The sequence below is a fragment of the Sulfurimonas sp. hsl 1-7 genome (genome assembly GCF_030577135.1).
GTDB lineage: Bacteria > Campylobacterota > Campylobacteria > Campylobacterales > Sulfurimonadaceae > Sulfurimonas > Sulfurimonas microaerophilus.
In genome coordinates this window covers 1-23,228 of record NZ_JAUIRR010000008.1, presented here as the reverse complement: position 1 = coordinate 23,228, position 23,228 = coordinate 1, and the positions used below count along the sequence as shown (strand labels likewise).

Below are 23,228 nucleotides of genomic sequence, written 5' to 3'. Positions count from 1 at the left end.
GTGGGAATGTAGGTCGCTGCCTAGTTCGATCAAATTATATAATCTCCCTTTTTATCAATCAATCATTTAATTTACTATCACTATCATTATACAATTTATTAACTATCTTTCTTGATTTTACTTTACTGATTTTTTTCATCATACTCTTATCCCTTTTTTAATCTAATTAGTATAAATATGCTATTATTACGTACTACGTACATGGGATTTAAAATGAAAGAATATATAAAAGATCAAATTAAAAAGTCTTACGAAACTAAACAAGCTATTTATGAAAATGATGCTTTAATTTCTAAAATTGAAGAGTTGGCCAAAAAGTGTGTTGAACTATATCAAACAAACAAAAAAACTATACTTGCGGGTAATGGTGGAAGTGCAGCTGATGCACAACATATTGCAGCTGAATTAGTTGGTAGATATGGATTTGACAGAGCTTCTATACCATCTTTAGCACTAACTACAGATACATCAAACTTAACAGCTATTGGAAATGATTACGGATATGATTATATTTTTTCACGTCAGCTTGAAGGTATGGGTCAAGAAGGGGATATCTTTATAGGTATATCTACATCTGGAAATTCAATTAATTTATTAAAAGCTTTTGAATCGGCTAAGAAAAAAGGTATTTATACTGTTGCACTGACAGGTAAAGATGGTGGTCAAATGGCCAAGGATGCGGATATGGCTATTGTAGTACCATCAAATTCTACACCGCGTATTCAAGAATCTCATATTTTAATCGGTCATATCCTTTGTGATATTATAGAACAAGAGATATTTGGGGACGGAATCAAGACAACTATAGATGCATAAAGCTTTATTTTTAGACCGTGACGGTGTTATAAATACAGAGAAAGAATATCTTTATAAAATAGAAGATTTCGAATTTATTGAGGGTATTTTTGAACTGTGTAATTACTACCAATCTAAAGGTTATAAAATTTTTGTAGTTACAAATCAATCTGGAATTGCCAGAGGTTTTTATACTGAAAATGATTTTACTTTGTTGTCAAATTGGATGATAAATGAGTTTAAAGATAATGGTGTTAATATAACAGATATATACCATTGTCCTCACCACCCAAATTTTTCTGATGCGTGCATATGTAGAAAACCTGAAGCCGGAATGTTATTGCAAGCAGCTAAAGAGTATGATATTGATTTAAAAAACTCCATAATAGTTGGAGATAAAGAGAGAGATATCGAAGCTGGACTAAATGCTGGTTTACAAACGACTTATCTCTTTGATGAGTCAAAAAAGGTTAACAGATCAAAAGCTACAAAAATTGTATCAACTTTAAAGGAGATCATAGATGTTGATTCTCAATAGTGGAGGAACATTTAACAAACGTTATAATGATAAAAGCGGTGAGTTAGAAGTCCCATATGATAATTTAGCTATAGATGAGATATTGGCAGCTTCAAAAGTAAACTATTTGATGGCTGGTGTTGTTTATAAAGATAGTTTGGATATGGACATAGAAGACAGAAAAAGAATTGCACAAATTATATCTCAAAGCGACGAAGCTGAATTTGTCATAGTACATGGTACTGATACTATGGATGTAACGGCAGAGTTTCTGGACCAAATTTTTGATGACAGGGTAATTGTACTAACAGGTGCAATGAAACCTTTTAGTATAGAAAAAGCAGAAGCTAGTTTCAACTTAGGAATGTCTATAGGATTTGCTGAACATCAGGAGAATGCAGGAGTCTATATCTGTATGAACGGAAAAATTGCTCCTTGGAATAAAATAAAGAAAAATAGAGAATTAGGGAAGTTTGAAATTGTCAGATAAGATAGCGTGTGACCATTGTCATTTAGAGTTTAGCCCGGATGTAATGATTAAAGACGGTGAACACTATTTTTGTTGTAATGGTTGTCAAGGTGTCTACCATCTATTAACTGATGAAGGACTTGATAGTTTTTATGATAAAGCAAAAAATGTTAAACTAGCTCCTCCTACACTACAATATGAAGACTCTTCTAATTTTAACGCACCTGCATTTTATGATAAGTTTGTAAAAATAAATAGTGATGGATTCTCTGAAGTATCATTGATAATTGAGGGTATCCATTGTTCTGCTTGTGTATGGCTAAATGAAAAGGCACTTCATAAAATGGATGGAGTTGTTGAGGCTAATATCAATTTTACAAATAACAAAGCACATATAGTATGGGCTGATGATGTTGTAAAACTTTCTCAAATTATAGATATGATTCGTGCTATCGGTTATAATGCTTTTCCTTATGATGCTTCATTACAAGAGGCACATGCTAACAAAGTGAGAAAAGATTACTATCTTCGCATGGCAGTTGCTATTTTTGCGGCAATGAATGTTATGTGGATAGCAGTTGCACAATATGCTGGATATTTTACCGGGATTACCCAAGAGATGAAGACTATTTTAAATATAGCAGAAGGTGTGCTTGCTACACCTGTACTTTTTTATAGTGGATGGGTGTTCTTTAGAGGTGCATATTATGGACTACGTAATAAAGTTGTCAATATGGATCTACTTGTTGCGACAGGTGCTCTGTTAACGTATGTATATTCTGTATATATTACCGTAATGGAGCGTGGAGAGGCCTATTTTGACTCTGTAAGTATGATCATTACTTTTGTTCTCATCGGAAAATTTTTAGAAGTTCTTAGTAAAAAAAGTGCAGTAGATACTTTAGATGTCATAGGTAAACATTTACCTAGTGAAGTAAAAGTGCTTCAAAACGGGAAGATTGAATCAATTAAATTGGAAGATATTTCTGTCGGAGATATTGTCGTTGTAAGTTCGGGTGAGCGAGTATTGATCGATGGAGAGATACTCAAAGGTGAAGGCTCTTTTGACGAATCAAACTTAACTGGTGAAAGTGAACCTATTTATAAAAAAATAGGAGATAAGGTAATAAGTGGAACAATCAGTATAGATGCTGATGTCCAGTATAAAGCGACAAAAGATTTTGAACACTCTACACTTTCAAATTTAGTTACTTTACTAGAAAGCGCGATCAACAAAAAACCAAAAATAGAACAACTTGCCAATAAACTCTCAGAACATTTCTCTACAACTATTTTAGCTTTATCATTTATAACATTCTTTGTTTGGTGGTTATGGCCTCATGATTTTGAGACAGCTTTAATGGTAGGTATATCTGTTATTATTATCGCCTGTCCTTGTGCATTGGGACTAGCGACTCCTGTTGCAACATTAGTGGGGCTGAGTCTTGGTGCAAAAAAAGGGATACTTTTTAAAGAAGCTGCACAGTTAGAGACTATGGCAAAAGCAGATGTGCTTGTGCTTGATAAAACAGGAACATTGACACATGGAAAACCTGAAGTTGTAAAAGAAAATATTTTTCATGAGTTTGATAAAACAGTTTTATACTCCCTTGTAAAAACTTCTAAACATCCGGTTGCTCAGGGTGTAAAAAAATTTGTTCAGGCAGAAGATGAAATACTTTTTGATGAATATATGCAGATCCCTGCAAAAGGTATAGTCGCAAGAGTTAATGGTTCACTTATAGTAGGTGGTAATTATAAACTTATGCAGGAAAATGGAGTTGAGAGTAGTTTTGAAAGTGATAAGACGCTTTTTTATTTTGCTATAGATAAAAAGATTGTAGCGGTTTACGAGCTTGAAGATAAAATCAAAGATGGTGCAAAAGAGTTAGTAGATACATTACATACTAAAGGTATAGAAACTGTTATGCTTACAGGTGACCATCAAAAATCTGCACTATACGTAGGAGAGAAAGTTGGAATATCTCAAATACATTTTGAACTCACGCCAGAAGAAAAACTAGCTTTTATAGATAAACTTCATAAAGACGAGAAAGTTGTAGTGATGGTTGGTGATGGTGTCAACGATATCCTAGCTCTTGCTAAAGCAGATATAGGAATTGTTATGGGAAGCGGAAGTGATATTGCGATAGATGTAGGTGACGTAGTATTATTGAATGACTCACTTAGGTCTTTACTTGACTCATTTAAGATCGCAAAGACTACATTTACATTAATCAAGCAAAATTTTGCTATCTCTTTAGTATATAACGGTATTACTATTCCTCTCGCAATGGCAGGTTTAATTATTCCATTGGTAGCTGCTATCTCGATGAGTGTAAGTTCACTACTTGTTGTAGGAAACTCTATGAGAATTAAGATGAAGTGGAACAAGTAAGGAAATCACTGAAAATCTATTATTTTTCTGGCAATATTTTTTGAATAAAATATACTCATCAAAATGATTTTAAGTATAAAAGGAACTTTAAATGGATAACTGGGTTGTAGCAATGATGTTAGGGGCTTCATTACTTTTAGGTGGTGTGGCACTTATCGCTTTTTTATGGGGATTAAAAAATGGTCAATTTGATGATGAAGAAAAATTTTTAAATGCTGTTAAGTTTGATAATGAAGAAGATTTAAATGATGCAATCAATCAAGAAAAAAAGAAAGAAGAGTTAAGAAAAAAAGTTTATAAACCGGAATAGAAGTGAGTTGCCAAAAGGCAACTCGAAAAAAAGTAAAATTATTTACCGATAGTTTGTGAGAAAGCGTCTAATTCAGCGTCAGAGTATTTAGCTACTTGACCTTTCATAACACCTTTCATTGGTCCACCGTAAGTACCAGCTTTGTAACCTTTAAGAGCATCAGCAATTTCTGCATGAGTCATATCTGCAACAACTTTAGATTTACCCATTGCGTGTTTTTCCCAGTTAGCACCGTGACATGCTGCACAAGCTTTACCGTTAACAGGTGCAGCCATAGCCATAGTTGATACTGCAGCAGCAGCGATTGAAGCAACTAGTAGTTTTTTCATTTTATTTCCTTAATTTAAAGTTTCGGCTACATTATATTACTTCAAGTCTTAAATACTTGTTAATAAAGATAAAGGTATTATTATATTTAGAAAAGATATTTATGGATGTGAAAATGAGATACATTGAAGATGATTTAAAAGATAAAACTATACTTATTACAGGTGGTGCAGGATTTATTGGGAGTAATTTAGCTTTTTACTTTCAACACAATCATCCAGAGGCAAAAGTTGTAGTATTGGATTGCTTTAGAAGTGGTGAAACATTAAGTAATGGGAACTTAAAATCTTTTGGACATTTTAAAAATTTAATAGGTTTTAACGGTGAAGTAATTAGTGGTGATATAAATGATCAAGACCTTCTCCTTACATTAGAAGCTGACTATAAATTTGACTATATTTTTCATGAAGCAGCGATCTCTGATACTACAGCGTTAGAACAAGACTTAATGATTAAAACAAATGTAAATGCTTTCAAAGATCTACTAGATCTTGCTGTTGCGCATAAAGCAAATATGATTTATGCTTCTTCAGCTGCTACATACGGTGGTAGTGATACTTTTAAAGTTGGTCATGAAGAACCAAATAATGTGTACGGATTTTCAAAAGTGATGATGGATAATATTGCTTATGAATATATGAAAACAAGTGATATCTCTATAGTCGGTCTTAGATACTTTAATGTTTACGGTCCAAGAGAGTACTTTAAAAATACGACTGCTTCAATGGTTTTACAGTTTGGTCACCAGCTTTTGAGCGGAAAAAATCCTCGTTTGTTTGACGGAAGTGATAAAATTTTAAGAGATTTTATTTATATCGAGGATATTATCCAGGCAAATATTAAAGCGATGGCACCGAAGAAAAGCGGTGTATATAATGTTGGGACAGGGAAAGCTAGAAGTTTTCAGGATATCGTAGATATATTACAAAGTGAGTTAGGAACTACACTTACTTGTGAATATATTCCAAACCCTTATGTAGGTTCATATCAGTTTTTTACACAGGCAGACATTGAAGATACGAAAGAGTTTTTAGGATATGCTCCGGCATATGAGATGGAAGGCGGTATCAAAGCCTATGTTGCTGAGATTAAACGTATTTATGAAACAGAAGTGAAAAAATAGATGAAAATACTTGTTGTCGGTGATTTAATGATTGACCACTATTTGTGGGGCTCTTGTGAACGTATCTCTCCGGAAGCACCAGTTCAAGTGGTCGATGTTGCAAAAGAAACATCAGTACTTGGCGGTGCCGGAAATGTTATAAATAACCTTAAATCTTTAGGTGCAGAGGTAAGTGTAGCGAGTGTAATCGGTAATGATGAAAATGGGGCTGAACTGACTCGTATGCTTCAAGATATATCAGTAGATACTTCTAACTTGGTGATCCAAGAGGGACGTCATACTTCAAAAAAATCTCGTATCATTGCTGTGAGTCAACAGATACTTCGTTATGACAAAGAGTCAAAAGATGATATCTTACCTACATCAACAAAAGACATTGTAGAGTCTTTAAAAAATGAACTAGAAGATTTTGATGCAATTATTTTATCTGATTACGGCAAAGGTGTTTTAACAGAAGAATTATGTCAAGCTATTATCTCTTTAGCTAAGTCAAAAAATAAAAAAGTACTTGTTGATCCAAAAGGGAAAGATTTTTCTAAATATAAGGGTGCTTACCTTTTGACACCAAATAAAAAAGAAGCACAACTTGCTACAGCGATAGATATTATCGATGAAAACTCTTTGACAGATGCACTTTTAAAATTAAAACAAGAGTGTGATCTTGATATCTCTATGATTACGTTAAGTGAAGACGGTATTGCGACATATGATGAAAAACTGCATATCTCACCAACTGTTGCAAAAGAGGTTTTTGATGTAACTGGTGCGGGTGATACGGTAATTGCATCTATGGCATATGCACTGAGTCTTGGCAAATCGATCGAAGATGCTGCAGCATTTGCAAATCTAGCAGCAGGTGTAGTTGTTGGAAAAATTGGTAGTGCTACTGTGACTATAGATGAGATTAAAGAGTATGAAGCCTCTTTACATAAATCTACATCTGATGCACATATTAAGAGTTTTGAAGATATTAAACGTCTTGTTGACAGATATAAAGCTAATGGGAAAAAAGTAGTATTTACAAACGGCTGTTTTGACATCTTACACGTTGGACATGTAAAGTATCTACAAGTTGCAAAAAGTTTTGGAGATATCCTAATTGTTGGTCTAAACTCAGATGAATCAGTTTCACGTCTTAAGGGGCCAACTCGTCCTGTAAACATTGCTGAAGACAGAGCGTACTTACTTGCGGCTTTGGAAGCGGTTGACTTTGTTGTACCATTTGAGGATGATACACCGTATGAGCTTATTAAACTGATTGAGCCAGATGTATTGGTCAAGGGTGGAGATTATGAAGGTAAAGTTGTTGTCGGAACAGAATTTGCTAAAGAATTAAAACTCGTTGACTTTGTCGATGGCAAAAGTACGACAAAAACCATAGAAAAAATTCAAGGACAGACATGTTAAAAAAAATAACAATCTTAAGTGTTTGTGCAGCATCTGCATTTGCACTTCACACTGCAGAGATTAATATTAATGATAAAGATTTAGAAGTTGGAGCACAGTTTGATATGGGGCAGTTCAACGATACAGTTGAACCAAATACTATATTTGTTGGTGCTAGATTTTTAAATGCTGATGCAGACCACTCAGAACAGGATAATGCAAATATAGATCCACTTCTTGAGGCAAATATTTTGATGATGAAAGAGGTTGGTAATAGTGGTTTTAAACTCGGTATGGGTGCAAAATTGAATTATACTCAAGTAGGTTCACTTGACTTCATTTCTATCCCTTTAGGTGTAGAAGGCTCATATACAATTTCAGCAAAAGAGTTTGTACCTATGCATTTAAATGCTGCTGTATATTATGCTCCACAAGTTTTAGCAATGAAGGATGCAGATAGTTATTTAGAGACTAGAATCAGCTTCGATCTAGAAGTGATTCCAAACGGAAATATTACTTTAGGGTACAGAAATATAGAAACTAACTATGATGTATCAAATGGTGATTTTAGATATAATCGTTCTGGATATGTAGGTTTTAAACTAAAGTTCTAAAGACTTAACAGCTTCGATAACTTCCGAAGCTGTTATACTTTTCATACAATCATGATGCTTCAGCGGGCATTCTCTCTTCATACATGGACTACAATCCATCTCATGTCTTACAATTACACTTTTTTCGTTTTTCCATTGTGAAGTTTCTTTATATTTTGTTGGACCGAAAATAGTGACAGTTGGGACTTGATAAGCAGCTGCTACATGCATCGGACCACTGTCATTTGTAATAAATAATGAACAGCCTGCGATATTTGCACATAACTCTTCGATCGTAGTCTTGCCTGCAATGTTTTTATAATTTGTAACTCCTAAAGAGATAAGGTTCTCTTCGATCTCTTTTGCCATCTCAACTTCATTCGGTCCACCAAAAATTAAGATGTCGTACTTATCTTTAAAGTATCCGGCAACTTGAGCAAAACGTTCAGGGTACCACCGTTTTGCACTTCCGTATGTAGCTCCGGCATTGATACCTAAAGTAGGCTTTTCAAAACTATTTGGCTCTATATAGAGTTTAAGAGCTGGAACTTCACCATCATAGTTGTCGACATTAACCATCGCAAGCTCAGAATATTGTTGCACTAGATGTTGGTTTGTTTTAATTTTAGGTGTATGTGAAAGTAAAAGTTGCGAATGCCATGATCTTCGTGCAAGGGTTAGAACTGTATCTGTAAAACGCAAAAGTGTAGATGAATGGATCTGATTTCTGAATGTAATTGCTAAATCAAAACGACCGAGTTGTTTTGCTAGTTTATAAGTAGCCGCCAAACGTGAAGAGGCTTTTTTTGTTTCATCTACGATCGCCGATTCACAAAGTGGATGGTGTTTGAGAGCTTCGATACTTACATAACTTCCAATAAATGTAAATTTAGCATCTGGATAATATTTTCCTAAAAGTTCTATTGCCGGTGTAGCCATCACCGCATCACCTAGCCAGTTTGGAAGTACTACTAATATTCTCATAAACAATTCACCTTTTCTCCAACTTCTTCAGTTATAAAAATATACAGTGGCGAAGCACCGATCTTTAATCTCTCATCTTCGATCGCAATACCATTTTTATCGTACACTTCAAAAAAATCTTCATTTTTAAGTGTCGTATCTTTTAATGACCAGTGTATCTGTAGAAGTTGTTCATCTACCCATGCTTGAAGTATGTAATAGTCTCTTTTTATATCAAGTCTTAGGAACTGAGCATTTTTAAGCGTTTTAACCATATAAGCATATGTATTAAATGCTTCACGTTTTTTGAGCCCGTCTCTGTTGTCAATAAGGCCGTAACCCGGTGCGATTAACTGATGCCAAGAGACATAATCTACCTGTTGAGATGCAAAAGCTAAAAGATAGTAACGCAACATATAGTTTGCATACATATCTTCACTGATACACTCATATTCACTTGTGGGTGCATAAGGTGCAGTACCTTGAATCGGCCAGTTTGTTTCAGTAATGTAGAGTTTATGTTCTGCTTTTGGACTCAAAGTGATCATACTTCCAAGAAGCGCTATTTTATCTGAGAGTGTAAATCCAAGTTGTATATTCTCAGGGGCACCGCGTCTATCGACATAAAGAAGCGATGCAATACCGTCGTATTTTAATTTAAAAAAGTTAAAGAGGGTATGGGCTGTGAAATGGTACTCAAAATCAATGACATCACTCCCTATCAGATTTAGATCCGGAAATTCATCATTTTTAAGATCATAGGCAACTTGAAAAAATTTGAGATATTCATCAACACTGAAAAAGCCCCATTTTGCACGATTGATCGTAGTACCAATCTCAAAGATATCTACATTTGAAGATAAGGTAGAGAAGATCTTTCTTAGATCATCTTTTAATAGTGCTAAATCTTCAATATGCTCCCGATCTTGCATAATTTTTAGTGTAATTTGTTTCTCTTTACAGTTATCTGTAAAGCTTATCAGCTCATCTAAGCTTTCCATCTCCCAAAGTTTACATCTAAGTAAGATACTCTCAACACCCAGTTCATCTATATACTCTAAAGTTTTTTGGCTTTCTCTTTGAAAATCAACACCTAAAGTAAAAAAGTTTTTAGAATCTACTATTTTTCTCTTGACAAATGGCATAGCCATTACGGAAAGGGGGAGGATGATTAGGGAGAGCAGTACTGTTTTTATTAATGAGAAAAGCTCTTTTTTTCTCATTTTCTTTTTAAAGTTTCTATCTTTTATAATTGCCGGTTGATCGGAATAGTTATCCCACTTAAAAGGTTCATTCATAAGTGCAATTATATCTTTTTTAAGATAATATATCACTAAATTAATATGGTTTGTAATAATGAATATTTTAGTAGTAAGAAATGATAAACTCGGTGACTTTATAACGGCACTTCCCTCAATTTATGTGCTTAAAAATTATGATCGAAACAACAGAATTGTAGTGTTGGTAGCACCTTTAAATAAAGCGTTGGCTGAGAGTTGTGAGTTTATAGATGAGGTGATTGTCGATGAAAAAGATAGTTCTGTATTTTCACTTGCTTCTAAAATAAAACAAGCCAAGATAGATGCCTCGATCACACTTTTTTCAAACACACGTGTAGCTCTTGCTCAATTTTTTGCAAGGATAAAAACAAGAATAGCCCCAGCGACAAAAGTAGCGCAAATTTTTTATAATAAAAGAGTAATACAAAGACGCAGCGAAGTGAAAATGGCTGAGTTTGAATACAACCTACAACTAACACGTGAACTATTTCCTGACATCTCTCTAGAGTTTCCAAAGCCGCTTTTACAATTTGATGATGCTAAAGAGATCTATGCAAAGTTTTGTGAAGATAACAGTATAGAAAAAGATGTTATTGCTTTTCATGTCGGTTTTGGCGGTTCTTCTGATGCTAACTGGAACTTGAGTGAGTATGAGATCCTTATTCGTGAAGTTTTAAATCAGGAGAAATACCAAGTTATACTTACATTCGGTCCGGATGAAAAAGGGCTTTGTGAAGAGATGCAAAGAAGACTCTCAGGAGAACATATTATTTTTTATCTTTCAACCGATGGACTCATTACTTTTGCAAAACTAATTAGTAATTTTAAACTCTTTGTTTCCACTTCAACGGGAACTTATCATGTAGCTAGTTTAGTCGGAACTGCAACGATGACATTTTTTGGAGACTCTTTGTTTGCCAGTGCTAAGCGATGGAAGAGTGTAGGGGATGAAAAACTTCAAAAACACTATATGCTCCCAGTTGATGAGCAAAAGCGCCAAGCTATTTTTGAAGAGGTGAAAAAAGAGTTAGTCTCCTTTTAACTCTTTGTTAAGTTCATAGAGTTTGATGTACTTGTAAAAGTTAGTTACCATGTGAGAATAAGCGATAATAAGCCCTACATACCCGTCACGGAAACCCTGCTTGAAAATATAAGTTTTTATAAATGAATATGCTCCGTTAAAACATGCTTTTGCAGGGGATGAAGATTTTTTCCCAACATTGTTCTTTGCAAAAAGAGTTGAGTATCTATTTGCTTTATTGACAAATTGTTCGATTGACTGGTAACTATAGTGTTCTACGTTTCCATTTAATAGTTCGATCGTAAAACCATCTGTTATGATATCTTCGTGAACATCATTGGCATTGTAAGAAGTTTTCGTTTTGTTATAGAGTCTTTTGATCTTCTGGTTATTCCAACCGCAGTATCTCACCTGAATATCTTTGTAAAAAGCTTTGAAGTTAAGTTGATATACTGTATCTGGATTGAGCTCTTTAGATTGAAGTGTTTGAAAGAGTTGTTCATCTACAACTTCATCACTGTCAATTATTAGGATCCACTCATTTTTTGCAAAAGAGGCTGCTTGGTTTTTTGTCCAGCCGAAACCGTTGAATTCACCTTCAATAAGGTTGACATTTGAAAATCTTTTTACAATCTCCATTGTTTGATCAGATGAACCGTTATCATAAACTACGACATCTTCAAAATTTTCAAGACTTTTAAGAGTTCTTTCTATTGTCACTTCATTATTTTTTGTAAGAACTACTACAGATATATTATTCATGAATTTCCAATTATACGTTTAATGAAAGATTTAAATTTGTATTTTAATATGTTTTTATTCAAAAAGATTTCATCTGGTGCATTTAAGAAATCACCATCAATTCTATAGATGACATTATTTATACCATGAAAATCTTTATTTAGTCCATTACCTATTCGAAAAGCATATTTGTAATGTTTAAGTGTTTCATCTAAGACTATTTGATTATATTTACCAAAAGGAAAAACAAAACTTTCTACTTTTATACCAAGATGTTCTTCAATTTCATTTTTAGATTTAATAAGTTCTTCATCTAAATCAATATTTTCTTCAAGTAGGTTTTTATGATTGTAGGAATGGGAAACAATCTGAACAAGTCCGCTATCATTCATCTCTTTTAATTCTTTGTATGTACAAAATGTAGCATTTTTATATTCGTTAAAAAGTTCATTATGCTCATGATTAAGTCTTGAGAGCTCATTTTTGTCAGTATCTGGTAAAATGTATTTAGGAACTACAGCTAATAAGGCCTTGAGATTAAATTCTTTAAGAAGTGGATAGATATACTTATAAAAGTCATAGTAGCCATCATCAAATACAAGACAAATTGGTTTTTTGGGAAGTTTTTCAAATGTAGGAAATACACTTGTGAAATTTTTACTTATGTATTTTAGATGTTGTTTTAACATATTTAAGTCATTACTACATCTATCACTATTTACATGATGATACATTACACTAATCAACAACTTCGATTCCTTTTAATCGTTTTTTCATATTGATTTTTCTTTTTAATGCTCTGGAATAGTCTATAGCTAAATCAATACATTTAGTTTCATCTTCTTTTAAAAGTTTTGCATATTCTTTAGCAATTATTTCCATATCTTTATCGCGCATCCAAAGTTTTGAAAAATTTTTAAATCGTTCTTGAATACTAAGTCGCTTAAATGTCATTCTATTGATATCTACTATTTTAAAAATATATTTTTCTTCTTCTTGTTTTATTAAGATATTTCCTGGACTAAAGTCTTTATGAAAAATATTGTTTTGGTGTAGTTGAAATGTGAATTGTGCTAGTTCTTGAAAAATCTTTTCTCTGTTTGGAAAGTCTTGATTAACTATAGGCTCTTTGATAGTAAAATCATAATCAAATTTTTTTGCTATAAAATAACTATCTGCTAATAAAAAATTTTTGTAAAATTCAATATATCCTATTGGTTCCGGTGTGAAGCTTCCAATTTTTAATGAATTGTCATAAGATTTTTTTGCTTTTGAATCTCTCAAAAAAGTGTATATAAATCTTCGAACTAAATTTGGGACCTTAAAAGATTTAACTACAACATTTGTATCTTTGTAATTAATTATTTTTAATTCATTCCTTGCTTTATGGATACTCTCAGTATTCTTGGAAAAAAAAGTTCTAATATTGAGAATAAAGTCGCTAAATTCTTCATTTTTTTTATTTAATATATATTTATGCATAATAATATAAGTGTACCTAAACCTAATAATAGGTATTATACCCTAAATAAGAGTCTAAAGAGAGTTTATGAGAATAGAATTTGCAAGAAAAATAGAAAAATTTGTAAAAGCTAAAATAAATCGATTATTTATAAAGGAAGATGATTTTTCAATTATATCAAATAATTGTTGGGGTACTTTTCTTTATAAAAAATATGGAATTCCATATAAGTCACCTTTTGTAAATTTGCTTCTTTTTGCACCTGATTACATAAAGTTAGTGAAAAACTTTTCAATAGAAACTTTAGAAAAACTAAGTTTTATTGAACACTCTGAGTCAAAATTTAAAGATGAACTTATTCGTATTGGTATTTATGAAGATAATTATCCAATTGGTGTTATTGATCAAAAATATGAAGTTCACTTCCTCCATTACAAAACAAAAGAAGATGCATATGACAAATGGATGAGAAGAATAAAAAGGATAAATCCTAATAAACTAGTATTTAAATTTAGTGATGGTGATCTTTTTGAAGAGTGGATGGGTAAAGAATTTTGCAATTTACCATATAAAAATAAGATTATGTTTACATCTAAAGAACTTCCGGAAGTTGATTGTAATGTATACTTACCAGAATTTGCATCTAAAGGACGAGTACGTGATGAGTGGAAATACTCTGCAAAATATTTTAATTCCAATGATTTTATAAATGGGTTAAAGTAGATGAAAAATATATTAGAACTTTGTTTGGCAGATGGTTTAGGTGGATTAGAGATGTTTGTAGCAACTTGTTATGAAGATTTTTCTAAAAAAAATACTTGTAAGCTTGTTGTGTCTCCTGATTCTAAACTTGATAATTATTTTGATAATGAAGACAAGTTTCATATAAAACGAAACAAGTTCTTCCCAATATTTCCAGCTTTAAAATTAGCAAAGTATATTGATCAAAATGAAATAGATATAGTTCATTTTCATTGGACAAAAGATATATTAACTGCTGTTTTAGCAAAACTTTTGAGTAAAAGAAAAACAAAGTTGGTACAAAGTCGTCATATGCGAATGACACGATTTAAAGATGACTTTTATCATAAGTGGCTCTATAGAAATATAGACATGATGCATGCTGTTACTTTAGAAGTGAAAACAGAACTTGAAAAATTTATACCTGAAGGTATTCGACCAAAAATTGAGATGATATATCTTGGAACTGATATACCTGAAGTTGATGAACAAAAAGTCCAGCAGTTACGTGCTAAGTATGCGCTTCAAGATAAGTTTGTTGTCGGAATTATTGGAAGAATAGAAGAACCAAAAGGGCAATGGATGGTTCTTGAAGTTATTGAAAAATTAAAAGAACTTGACATAGTAGTTCTAATTGTTGGTTCTGCGATGGATGAACAATACTTAGCAAAACTTAAACAGTATATAATAGAAGCTGATATTGAAGATAAAGTTATTTTTTCTGGTTTTACTAAAGATGTGGCAGAACATTTAAAACTTTTTGATGTCAATATTCTTGCGACTGAACATGAAACTTTTGGTTTAGTAGTGATTGAAGCTATGGCAAATAAGATACCTGTAATAGCCACTAAAAAAGGTGGACCATTAGAGATAATTACTGATGGTGAAGATGGTTTGTTATTTAATCGAACAGTTGATGATTTAGTAGAAAAAATAAATCTTTTATATAGCAATAAAGAATTGAAAAAATTATTAGTTACAAAAGCTTTTGAAAAAGTAAGGACAACGTTTGATAGAGCTATTCAATTAGAAAAATTATATAGGATACTTAGTGAAAGTTAGTATTATTATCGCTGTTTATAAAGATACAGAAGCATTAGAATTGATTTTTAGATCATTAGAATATCAGACGTATAAAAATTTTGAAGTTGTTGTAGCTGAAGATGGAGAGAGTATTGAAATGGCTAAAGCTGTGGATATAGCACAAACAAAATATGATTTTTCAATAGTTCATACAATTCAAGAAGACAATGGAGTTAGAAAATCAGTTAGTCAAAATAATGCAATTAGACATAGTTCAGGAGAGTACTTGATTTTTATAGATGGTGATTGTATTTTATATAGTAACTTTATTGAAAATCATGTGATACTCTCTGCTGAGAAAACTGTAGTTTCTGGTAGAAGAGTGAATTTAGGACCACAGTATTCAAACTATTTAAGAGAAAAAGTATTAGATCCTTTAGAACTAGAAAAAAGTTTTATGTTCAAGTATTTTTCTATACAAAAAGATGCTTCTATAGAAAGACATACAGAAGAAGGATTCAGTATCCATATTAATGGTTTGATTCACACTCTTATGAAGAAATTGAGAAAGAAAAAATTTCCATTACTTGGTTGTAATATGTCTTGCTATAAAGCAGCTATGGTTGATATAAATGGATTTGATGAAGCACTTGGAAATTCTGCAATGGCTGGAGATACTGATCTGGAATGGCGCTTTGAAGGTTTGGGATATAAAATTGTCTCTGCAAGATTTATAGCAAATCAGTTTCATTTATTTCATAAACGAAAAGCATCTGAATATGATAGAGGGCAAGATCTTCAAATGCTTGAAAATCGAAAAAATAAATTTTTTCGATGTCGAATTGGCTTGGAAAAATTATAATAAAGCTTACACTTTTATTTACATTGAATAAAACAAAAGTTGGTGCAGTTTAAATTTTGCTGCAACTTTTCTAGCCTGACTTTTATAATGTTTTTTATTTTTAATTTTAAAAATTTCATCTTGGTGTTGTAGTAAAAACTTATACAATGTAAAATTAAAAAAGCCTTTCTGATAATTTTGGTTATGTTCTATAAGAAGATCAAGCAAAATTATTAATTTTGTATTGTTAAATGCAACTTTTTTATATTCAGAGAATTGTTCTATACTTTTTTTTGCATCATTTAAAAATCTACTTTTTTTTACTTGTAATTTATCACTAAAACTGGAGTATTTTTGTTCTATATCAGCAGTGACTTGAGTACTATAACGTCTGTAAAAAGTGAAACACTCTTTAGTATATATAATAGTACTTAGTGAAGATGCTACATATGCAATCCAGACATCATGAAAAGATACAATATCTGGAATAGGTAAGATATGTTTAACTAGTTCTTTTTTAAACATCATTGTATTTCCAGATATACAGTTGTCAAATAAGAAAGATAAAGGAGAATGCCCTTTTACTAGCTGTTTATCTGGTTGGATTAAATTTTTATGTAAATTTTTTGAATTATCATCAATAAGTTCAGCATCGGAGTAGATCAAAACATTTGATTTGATTCTAGAAAGAAAAGTCTCAATTTTTCGAGTATTCCAAATATCATCTTGATCTGCTAAAGCAATATAATCACCTTTACATAATGAAATAGCTTTTTCAAAGTTTTTGACATATCCTAAATTTTTTTCATTTTGAAAAAATTTAATTCTAGTATCTATGTTTTTATAATTTTGAAGAATTTCAACTGTTTTATCGGTTGAACCGTCATCAACAATAATTATTTCTAGGTGAGAATATGTTTGTTTTAAAATAGAATCAAGTTGTTGAGAAATAAATTTTTCTCCATTATATGTACACAGTGCTATTGAAACTACACTAACTTGTATATTCATAGTTATGACTTTTTCTTTAATCTTAAAGTATTATTTAAAAATAATTCAAGTTTATAGATGAACTTAGGCTTAATTAAAGCAGGTAATATATAAAGCCAAAATACTTTTGTATCGTATAAGGAAGTAAAAATAAGTTTTAAAGTTTTGAAATCGAGTTCTGAATTGAGATTTCCTTGTTTTATTCCTTTTATCTTACCTTTCAAATGTTTTAATGTTTGTTTGAAAATTTTTTTCATTATATCGCGATCAAAGCCTATAGATGGTGCTTCTTCAAGTAATAGTTGTCGCCATTGATGTGCAAATGCATGAAATATTCTATAGTTTCCTGCGGTATAGCTTTCATGTACGCCAACTAATGGCTCACTAACGAACATATATTTTTTTGAATTTGATAACAGATGAAATAAGTCATAAGTTAAATAAATATCAGTGCCAATGAGTCTTTCTTTATTTCTATTAATATTCCAAGTTTCTCTATGTAATAAAAATGCAGAAATGAAAGTTGATTGTAATCTAATTAAATTTATAAATTTATTTTTATCTGTAAATAATATATTTCCCTTGTTTTGCATCACTGGATTATCATAAAATACTTTATGATTATTATCATCAAATTTAAAACCAATTCCATTGAGATAAAAAAAGGAAATGTTTGGATTGTTTTCTATTAATTCTAACATTTTTTTTATACTATTCCCTAACAAAATATCATCATCTGATAATAGATATACATAGTCTGTTCTAGATAAATCTACACATTTGTAAATATTGTAATCAATACCAAGATTAACATCATTTTTGTAATAGTGAATAAAAGGAAATTTCTCTTGATACGATTGAACAACATCTATTGTATTGTCTTGAGAAGCATTATCTGATATAAGGATTTCTATTTTAGATATGTCAAAATTACTTTGATTAATTATTGAATTCAGGGTGTTCTGTAACTGTACAGATCTATTATATGTCGGTATTGCTATAGTTAATAAAGGTTTATTGTCCATTTTGTATCCATTGAATCATTTTTCTAATGCCTTCTGTTTTGGAGACCTTCGGTTCCCAACCGATTAATGCTTTTGCTTTTGATATATCTGCAACAAAAACTCTTTGATCTGACTCTCTTGGAGGTAATTGAGTATATGTCATTTTAATATCTAGTTCAGTTTCTAAAAAAGAAAAAAGCTCTAAAAGTGAAGATGAATTTTCCATCCCACCACCTATATTAAAAGCTTGTCCTTTAATACTTTCTATTTTTTTAGAAGCTTTTATATAAAGATCTACACAATCACTAGCATATAGCAAATCTCTTACTTGTTTTCCATTCCCTGAAATAGTAAATGGTTCTTTTAGCGTATTGGTTTTTATTTCTATAGCTTTTTGAGTAAACCATCCAAGCCAACCTTGATCATAAGTAGCAAACTGTCTACCACCAAACATAGAGGAGTGTCTAAAAACAGCTGTTTTTATGTCATATATTCTTGCAAAGTCAAGCATATATTGATCGGCACTCCCTTTTGAGGTCCCATAAGGAGAGTGAAAATCAAGAGTTACTTTTTCGTCAAATCCATTTGGCATATCTATACATTGATACCTTGTATCTGCTTCTTCATAAGAGTATTGTTCTAAGTCACCATACACTTTATTTGTGGATGAATAGATGATAGTACTTTCAGGGCTATAAAGTCTAACTGCATTCAGAAGATTGAAACTTCCACCTACATTTACTTCAAAATCCATTCGTGGATCTGCAATTGATGTAGTCATAGCAACTTGACCAGCTAAATGATATATTACATCAGGTTTATGAGTTTTTATAGTTCTTTCAACATCATTTGTATTTCTAATGTCTCCATGAATAAACTCAAATTCTCCTTGAGATTCTAACCACTCTTTATTTTGATATGAACCAAATCTATAAAGGGAATCAAATACTACTAATTCATCACCTTGTTTGAGGATTTCACTCGCTATGTTTGATCCTAAAAAACCACATCCACCTGTTATTAAATATTTCATTATCTTGCCTTTATTTACTTTCTATATACTCTCTAATTTTTTTAATCATATAATTAATAGCCTCATCACCCATACCAGGATATAGTCCTATCCAAAAGCTATCATTCATAATTTTATTAGTATTTGGAAGTTCTCCAATAACTCTATAATCTTTATTCAATTCCATATGATCAAACATAGGGTGTCTTGTCATATTTCCCGCAAAAAGATTTCTTGTTTGAATATTATGGTTTTCTAAAAATTCTACAATTTCATTTCTTGTAAAATTAGCTTTCTCTGTAAGTGTCATCATAAATCCAAACCAACTTGGATCAGAATTTGGTTGAGTCTCTACAAGTTGAAGTTCTTCAATATCTTTAAGTCCATCATAAAGTTTTTTTTGATTTTCTTTTCTTTTTTCTACAAATGCAGGAAACTTCTCAAGTTGAGCACATCCAACAGCAGCTTGCATATCTGAAACTTTTAAGTTAAATCCAAAGTGTGAGTAAACATATTTATGATCATACCCTTTTGGAAGTGTTCCAAACTGTTGTGTAAACCTACATCCACAAGTGTTATCTACACCACTTTCACACCAACAATCTCTTCCCCAATCTCTAAGTGAAAGCATTATCTTTTTAAGAAGTGGATTGTCAGTGTAAGTTGCTCCACCTTCACCCATTGTCATATGATGAGGAGGATAAAAACTACTTGTACCAATATCTCCCCATGTTCCTGTTGGTCTGCCATCATAGGTTGAACCTAATGCGTCACAGTTATCTTCTATAAGCCAAAGATTATGTTTATCACAGAAATCTTTAACAGCCTTAATATTAAAAGGATTCCCTAATGTATGAGCAATCATTACAGCTTTTGTTTTAGGGCTTAAAGCACGTTCAAGTTCATTTACATCGATATTTGCATAAGTTAGTTCCATATCCACAAATACAGGAACTGCTCCATATTGGACTATTGGAGCAACCGTTGTTGGAAATCCAGCTGCTACAGTAATTACTTCATCACCACGTTTAATTTGTCTATCTTCTAATAATGGAGAAGTAAGGGTGTAAAATGCAAGAAGATTAGCAGAACTTCCAGAATTTACTAAAAATGCCCATCTTACATTTAAAAATTTAGCAAGTTCTTTTTCAAATTTTTTGGAATAATTACCGTATGTAAGCCAAAAATCTAAACTACTATCTACAAGGTATTGCATCTCAGTTTCATCAAATACTCTTCCAGCATAATTAACTCTAGATTTACCTTCAATAAACTCTTTTGTCTGTTGTGGTTTATGAACTAATTCATAATACTCTTTTGTTTTTTGTAAAATCTCTTGTTTTAGTTGTTCTTGTTGCGTCATTTTAACTTTCTCCATTTAGTATATTTTTTATTCCATTTTCAATAGACGTTTTTGGTGCCCATCCAAGTTGTTTTAATTTTTCTATATTAGCTATCATATTCATATTTTCATTTTCTCTATATGCAATAGCTCCAAAATTCAACTTCGTACTTAAACTTTGTTTATTTGAAAGTTCTGAATATATTTTTTCTATGAAAGTTTTTACTTCTATAGATTCTCCAGCTCCTAGTTCAAACTCTTCATAATTTGAAAGTTTTTCAATATTTTCAATAATTGTATTGTATGCAGATACAATATCTTCAATATATATGAAGTCTCTTTTTTGAATGCCTGAAGTTAAATCTATTTGATCAATATTTTGTTTTAGTTGATTAATAAGCCAATAAATAAATTTATTCTCATCATCTAATGGACCGTACATATGTTCAATTTTTACATTAATAATTTTTGTATTTTTATTTGATAAAAACTGCATCCAATCCACTAATTGTGCTTTTGAAAGAGAATATGTATTTATATTTCTTTCAAGTAAAGTATCAGTATTGATAAAAGCTCTAACTCTCGCATCAATAGATGCTTCCAATACTTTTAATCCAAACATTAAATTAGTATCAATGATAGAGGAAATATTGGTATCTTTTCTTCCATAATTTGTGACAGTATTAATTACAATATCTATTTGATGTTTATTAAAAATCATATTTACATTAATTGTATCAACATTATAGGTAGTAACTCTATCTAAATATTTATCAATTCGATAGGTATCAGAAGTTGTTCTTTTTAAAGCAATCACTTTATAACCGGCATTTACAAAATATTTTAATAGATAACTCCCTAAAAATCCTGTTGAACCTGTTAATAAAACTGTCATTTAACTAATCGCCCATTCTATGCTCTTTGACCTAGCATCAGCTATATAACTTTGTAGATCGAATTGTGTTAATAATTCATTGTTTTCATAGTAAGCTTTATACCATTTAACAGTTTTTTCAAAAGTTGTATCACTATCCCATACATCTTGCCATTTTAATAGGATATGTGCTTTAGAACAATCTAATTTGAGTAGGTTTGCTTCATGGGGTTGGTTTGGATCTTTATTGATTTCGTAATCAATTTTATCCCAATGTTTTTTTACATTTTTTACAACTTCTTCAACAGTGATACTTCCCTCATCACTTGGTCCAAAGTTCCACGCATCTCCAAACTCTTTTTTCTCTTCTAATAGTTTTTGTCCAATATGTAAGTAACCGCTTAATGGTTCAAGTACATGTTGCCAAGGTCTTGTAGCATATGGGTTTCTTATACTTACTTTTTTAGCTTGACTAACTGAAAGCATAATGTCTGTTATTAGTCTATCTTGTGCCCAATCTCCACCACCAATTACATTACCGGCTCGACAAGAAGCTAGTAATGTATTATGCTTGGTTTTATAATCATTAATATTAAAGTATGAATTTCTATATGAGTTCGCTAGTAAATCTGCACACCCTTTTGAAGAGCTATATGGATCATAACCACCCATAGGATCATTTTCTCTATATCCCCATATCCACTCTTTATTTTCATAAGCTTTATCACTTGTAATATTTACTATTGCTTTTACATTATTGGTTCTACAAGCTTCAAATACTTTTAAAGTACCGATAACATTTGTTTCATATGTTTCTATAGGATCTTCATATGAAAGCCTTACTAAAGGTTGTGCTGCTAGATGAAAAATAATATCAGGTTTATAAGTTTCAAATGTTTCATTGAGCTTTTTCAAATCTCTAATATCTCCTATAATAGACACAATATCAAGATTTAATAATTCTATATGATTTGGAGCAGTTGGAGCTTCTAATGAATAACCTATAACTTTAGCACCCATTTTATGAAGCCAGTAGACAAGCCAGGAACCTTTAAATCCACTATGACCAGTAACTAATACAGTTTTATTTTTATAAACTCCAGAAAAAAGATTTTCCATTACCATACTTTCCACGGTGCTTTATCTTTATCCCATAGATTATTTAAATCATTTTTGTCTTTTAATGTATCCATAGGTTTCCAAAAACCTTCATGTTTGAAAGTGAAAATTTCACCATCTTTAGCTAAATTCATTAAAGGTGCTTGTTCAAACACTGTACTATCACCCTCGGTGATGTAATCAAACACTTTTGGTTCACATACAAAGAAACCTGCATTGATCCAGTTACCATCACCTTTTGGTTTTTCTTTAAATTCATGGACTTGATTGTGTTCATCAATATTTAATGCACCAAATCTTCCGTCAGGTTGAGCAGATGTCATTGTCATAGCTTTGCCATGTGCTTTATGAAACTTTACTAATTCTTCAATATTTATGTCACTTACACCGTCACCATAAGTTAGCATAAAGGGTTCATTTCCTATAAAATTCTGAGCTCTTTTTACTCTACCGCCTGTCATACTATCAAAACCAGTATCAAGTAGAGTGACTTTCCATGGTTCACTAGAGTTATTTAAAACTTCCATTTTTCCATTTTTCATATCAATAGTAACATCACTTTGATGAAGAAAATAGTTTGCAAAGTATTCTTTTATATAGTACCCTTTATACCCAAGAAGAACTACAAAATCATTAAAACCATATTGGGAGTATATTTTCATAATATGCCAAAGAATAGGTTTACCGCCTATTTCTACCATTGGTTTAGGGCGTAAATCTGTTTCTTCAGCTAATCTTGTTCCTAATCCACCTGCTAGTAATAAGACTTTCATATTTCTCCTTTATACTTTCCTAAATACCAATCAACAGTTAAAACTATACCAGTATCAAAGTTCTCATCAGCTTTCCAGCCAAGTTCATTTTCTAACTTTGTAGCATCAATTGCATAACGTCTGT

25 protein-coding genes and 1 pseudogene are annotated in these 23,228 nt (G+C 31.5%); 12 read left to right on the top strand and 14 right to left on the bottom strand.

Annotation, left to right across the window (positions count from 1 at the left end):
* Nucleotides 1-213: 213 nt before the first annotated feature.
* From QWY88_RS11555 to ccoS, 5 genes are all read left to right on the top strand, one after another.
* Nucleotides 214-816 carry a D-sedoheptulose-7-phosphate isomerase gene (locus QWY88_RS11555; protein WP_304546551.1) on the top strand — a complete coding sequence of 201 codons (603 nt, stop codon included), beginning with the start codon at nt 214-216 and terminating at the stop codon, nt 814-816.
* Nucleotides 809-1,333 carry a D-glycero-beta-D-manno-heptose 1,7-bisphosphate 7-phosphatase gene (gmhB, locus tag QWY88_RS11550; protein ID WP_304546549.1) on the top strand — a complete coding sequence of 175 codons (525 nt, stop codon included), beginning with the start codon at nt 809-811 and terminating at the stop codon, nt 1,331-1,333. Before QWY88_RS11555 ends, gmhB begins: the two co-directional genes overlap by 8 nt.
* Nucleotides 1,317-1,802 (top strand): asparaginase domain-containing protein, encoded by a 486-nt coding sequence (locus QWY88_RS11545; RefSeq protein ID WP_304546548.1) that lies wholly within the window; start codon nt 1,317-1,319, stop codon nt 1,800-1,802. The genes gmhB and QWY88_RS11545 overlap by 17 nt, the downstream gene beginning before the upstream one ends.
* Nucleotides 1,792-4,179, top strand: coding sequence for a heavy metal translocating P-type ATPase (locus QWY88_RS11540; RefSeq protein ID WP_304546547.1), 2,388 nt, complete (start codon nt 1,792-1,794; stop codon nt 4,177-4,179). Before QWY88_RS11545 ends, QWY88_RS11540 begins: the two co-directional genes overlap by 11 nt.
* A 91-nt stretch (nt 4,180-4,270) precedes the next feature.
* Entirely contained in the window at nt 4,271-4,489 is a 219-nt protein-coding gene (gene ccoS, locus QWY88_RS11535) for a cbb3-type cytochrome oxidase assembly protein CcoS (RefSeq protein WP_193114224.1), read from the top strand.
* 38 nt (nt 4,490-4,527) lie between these two features.
* Here the strand turns inward: ccoS and QWY88_RS11530 are convergent, their stop codons facing one another.
* On the bottom strand, nt 4,528-4,818 hold the full coding sequence (locus QWY88_RS11530; RefSeq protein WP_193114225.1) for a c-type cytochrome: 291 nt from the start codon (nt 4,816-4,818) through the stop codon (nt 4,528-4,530).
* 113 nt (nt 4,819-4,931) lie between these two features.
* Between QWY88_RS11530 and rfaD the strand changes: the two genes are divergently transcribed.
* The 3 genes from rfaD to QWY88_RS11515 are packed head-to-tail and all read left to right on the top strand — an operon-like array spanning nt 4,932 to nt 7,939.
* Entirely contained in the window at nt 4,932-5,939 is a 1,008-nt protein-coding gene (gene rfaD, locus QWY88_RS11525; protein WP_304546546.1) for an ADP-glyceromanno-heptose 6-epimerase, read from the top strand.
* Nucleotides 5,940-7,346, top strand: a complete 1,407-nt coding sequence (gene rfaE1 / locus QWY88_RS11520; protein WP_304546545.1) for a D-glycero-beta-D-manno-heptose-7-phosphate kinase — start codon at nt 5,940-5,942, stop codon at nt 7,344-7,346.
* Entirely contained in the window at nt 7,340-7,939 is a 600-nt protein-coding gene (locus QWY88_RS11515) for a YfaZ family outer membrane protein (RefSeq protein WP_304546544.1), read from the top strand. The genes rfaE1 and QWY88_RS11515 overlap by 7 nt, the downstream gene beginning before the upstream one ends.
* Here the strand turns inward: QWY88_RS11515 and waaF are convergent.
* Both waaF and QWY88_RS11505 read right to left on the bottom strand, forming a co-directional pair.
* Nucleotides 7,928-8,902, bottom strand: a complete 975-nt coding sequence (waaF, locus tag QWY88_RS11510) for a lipopolysaccharide heptosyltransferase II (RefSeq protein WP_304546543.1) — start codon at nt 8,900-8,902, stop codon at nt 7,928-7,930. The two genes, QWY88_RS11515 and waaF, sit on opposite strands and share 12 nt — an antisense overlap.
* Nucleotides 8,899-10,179, bottom strand: coding sequence for a glycosyl hydrolase (locus QWY88_RS11505; protein WP_304546542.1), 1,281 nt, complete (start codon nt 10,177-10,179; stop codon nt 8,899-8,901). The genes waaF and QWY88_RS11505 overlap by 4 nt, the downstream gene beginning before the upstream one ends.
* Before the next feature lie 58 nt (nt 10,180-10,237).
* Between QWY88_RS11505 and QWY88_RS11500 the strand changes: the two genes are divergently transcribed.
* Nucleotides 10,238-11,203, top strand: a complete 966-nt coding sequence (locus QWY88_RS11500) for a glycosyltransferase family 9 protein (RefSeq protein ID WP_304546541.1) — start codon at nt 10,238-10,240, stop codon at nt 11,201-11,203.
* Here the strand turns inward: QWY88_RS11500 and QWY88_RS11495 are convergent.
* The 3 genes from QWY88_RS11495 to QWY88_RS11485 are packed head-to-tail and all read right to left on the bottom strand — an operon-like array spanning nt 11,189 to nt 13,405.
* Nucleotides 11,189-11,944 carry a glycosyltransferase family 2 protein gene (locus QWY88_RS11495; protein ID WP_304546540.1) on the bottom strand — a complete coding sequence of 252 codons (756 nt, stop codon included), beginning with the start codon at nt 11,942-11,944 and terminating at the stop codon, nt 11,189-11,191. The two genes, QWY88_RS11500 and QWY88_RS11495, sit on opposite strands and share 15 nt — an antisense overlap.
* Nucleotides 11,941-12,672, bottom strand: a complete 732-nt coding sequence (locus tag QWY88_RS11490; RefSeq protein WP_304546539.1) for a polysaccharide deacetylase family protein — start codon at nt 12,670-12,672, stop codon at nt 11,941-11,943. Before QWY88_RS11490 ends, QWY88_RS11495 begins: the two co-directional genes overlap by 4 nt.
* Nucleotides 12,662-13,405, bottom strand: coding sequence for a lipopolysaccharide kinase InaA family protein (locus tag QWY88_RS11485; protein ID WP_304546538.1), 744 nt, complete (start codon nt 13,403-13,405; stop codon nt 12,662-12,664). Before QWY88_RS11485 ends, QWY88_RS11490 begins: the two co-directional genes overlap by 11 nt.
* A 67-nt stretch (nt 13,406-13,472) precedes the next feature.
* On the opposite strand from QWY88_RS11485, the gene QWY88_RS11480 reads away from it, so the two are divergent.
* The 3 genes from QWY88_RS11480 to QWY88_RS11470 are packed head-to-tail and all read left to right on the top strand — an operon-like array spanning nt 13,473 to nt 16,011.
* Nucleotides 13,473-14,108, top strand: a complete 636-nt coding sequence (locus tag QWY88_RS11480; RefSeq protein ID WP_304546537.1) for a DUF1919 domain-containing protein — start codon at nt 13,473-13,475, stop codon at nt 14,106-14,108.
* Nucleotides 14,109-15,188: a glycosyltransferase family 4 protein gene (locus QWY88_RS11475; protein WP_304546536.1), complete on the top strand. Its 1,080-nt coding sequence runs from the start codon at nt 14,109-14,111 to the stop codon at nt 15,186-15,188.
* Nucleotides 15,178-16,011: a glycosyltransferase gene (locus QWY88_RS11470; protein ID WP_304546535.1), complete on the top strand. Its 834-nt coding sequence runs from the start codon at nt 15,178-15,180 to the stop codon at nt 16,009-16,011. The genes QWY88_RS11475 and QWY88_RS11470 overlap by 11 nt, the downstream gene beginning before the upstream one ends.
* An 18-nt stretch (nt 16,012-16,029) precedes the next feature.
* Here QWY88_RS11470 and QWY88_RS11465 read toward each other — a convergent pair whose 3' ends face one another.
* From QWY88_RS11465 to QWY88_RS11430, 8 genes and pseudogenes are all read right to left on the bottom strand, one after another.
* Nucleotides 16,030-17,001: a glycosyltransferase family 2 protein gene (locus tag QWY88_RS11465; RefSeq protein ID WP_304546534.1), complete on the bottom strand. Its 972-nt coding sequence runs from the start codon at nt 16,999-17,001 to the stop codon at nt 16,030-16,032.
* Between the two features lie 2 nt (nt 17,002-17,003).
* Nucleotides 17,004-18,005 (bottom strand): glycosyltransferase family 2 protein, encoded by a 1,002-nt coding sequence (locus tag QWY88_RS11460; protein ID WP_304546533.1) that lies wholly within the window; start codon nt 18,003-18,005, stop codon nt 17,004-17,006.
* Nucleotides 17,995-19,017, bottom strand: a complete 1,023-nt coding sequence (locus tag QWY88_RS11455; protein WP_304546532.1) for a GDP-mannose 4,6-dehydratase — start codon at nt 19,015-19,017, stop codon at nt 17,995-17,997. The genes QWY88_RS11460 and QWY88_RS11455 overlap by 11 nt, the downstream gene beginning before the upstream one ends.
* A gap of 10 nt (nt 19,018-19,027) precedes the next feature.
* Entirely contained in the window at nt 19,028-20,359 is a 1,332-nt protein-coding gene (rfbH, locus tag QWY88_RS11450) for a lipopolysaccharide biosynthesis protein RfbH (RefSeq protein WP_304546552.1), read from the bottom strand.
* A gap of 1 nt (nt 20,360) precedes the next feature.
* On the bottom strand, nt 20,361-21,233 hold the full coding sequence (locus QWY88_RS11445; RefSeq protein ID WP_304546531.1) for an NAD-dependent epimerase/dehydratase family protein: 873 nt from the start codon (nt 21,231-21,233) through the stop codon (nt 20,361-20,363).
* Nucleotides 21,234-22,331: a CDP-glucose 4,6-dehydratase gene (gene rfbG / locus QWY88_RS11440; protein WP_304546530.1), complete on the bottom strand. Its 1,098-nt coding sequence runs from the start codon at nt 22,329-22,331 to the stop codon at nt 21,234-21,236.
* On the bottom strand, nt 22,331-23,104 hold the full coding sequence (gene rfbF / locus QWY88_RS11435) for a glucose-1-phosphate cytidylyltransferase (protein WP_304546529.1): 774 nt from the start codon (nt 23,102-23,104) through the stop codon (nt 22,331-22,333). Before rfbF ends, rfbG begins: the two co-directional genes overlap by 1 nt.
* Nucleotides 23,101-23,228 (bottom strand): annotated as a pseudogene (locus QWY88_RS11430) (dTDP-glucose 4,6-dehydratase); the annotation flags it as partial. The gene rfbF and the pseudogene QWY88_RS11430, both read right to left, overlap by 4 nt.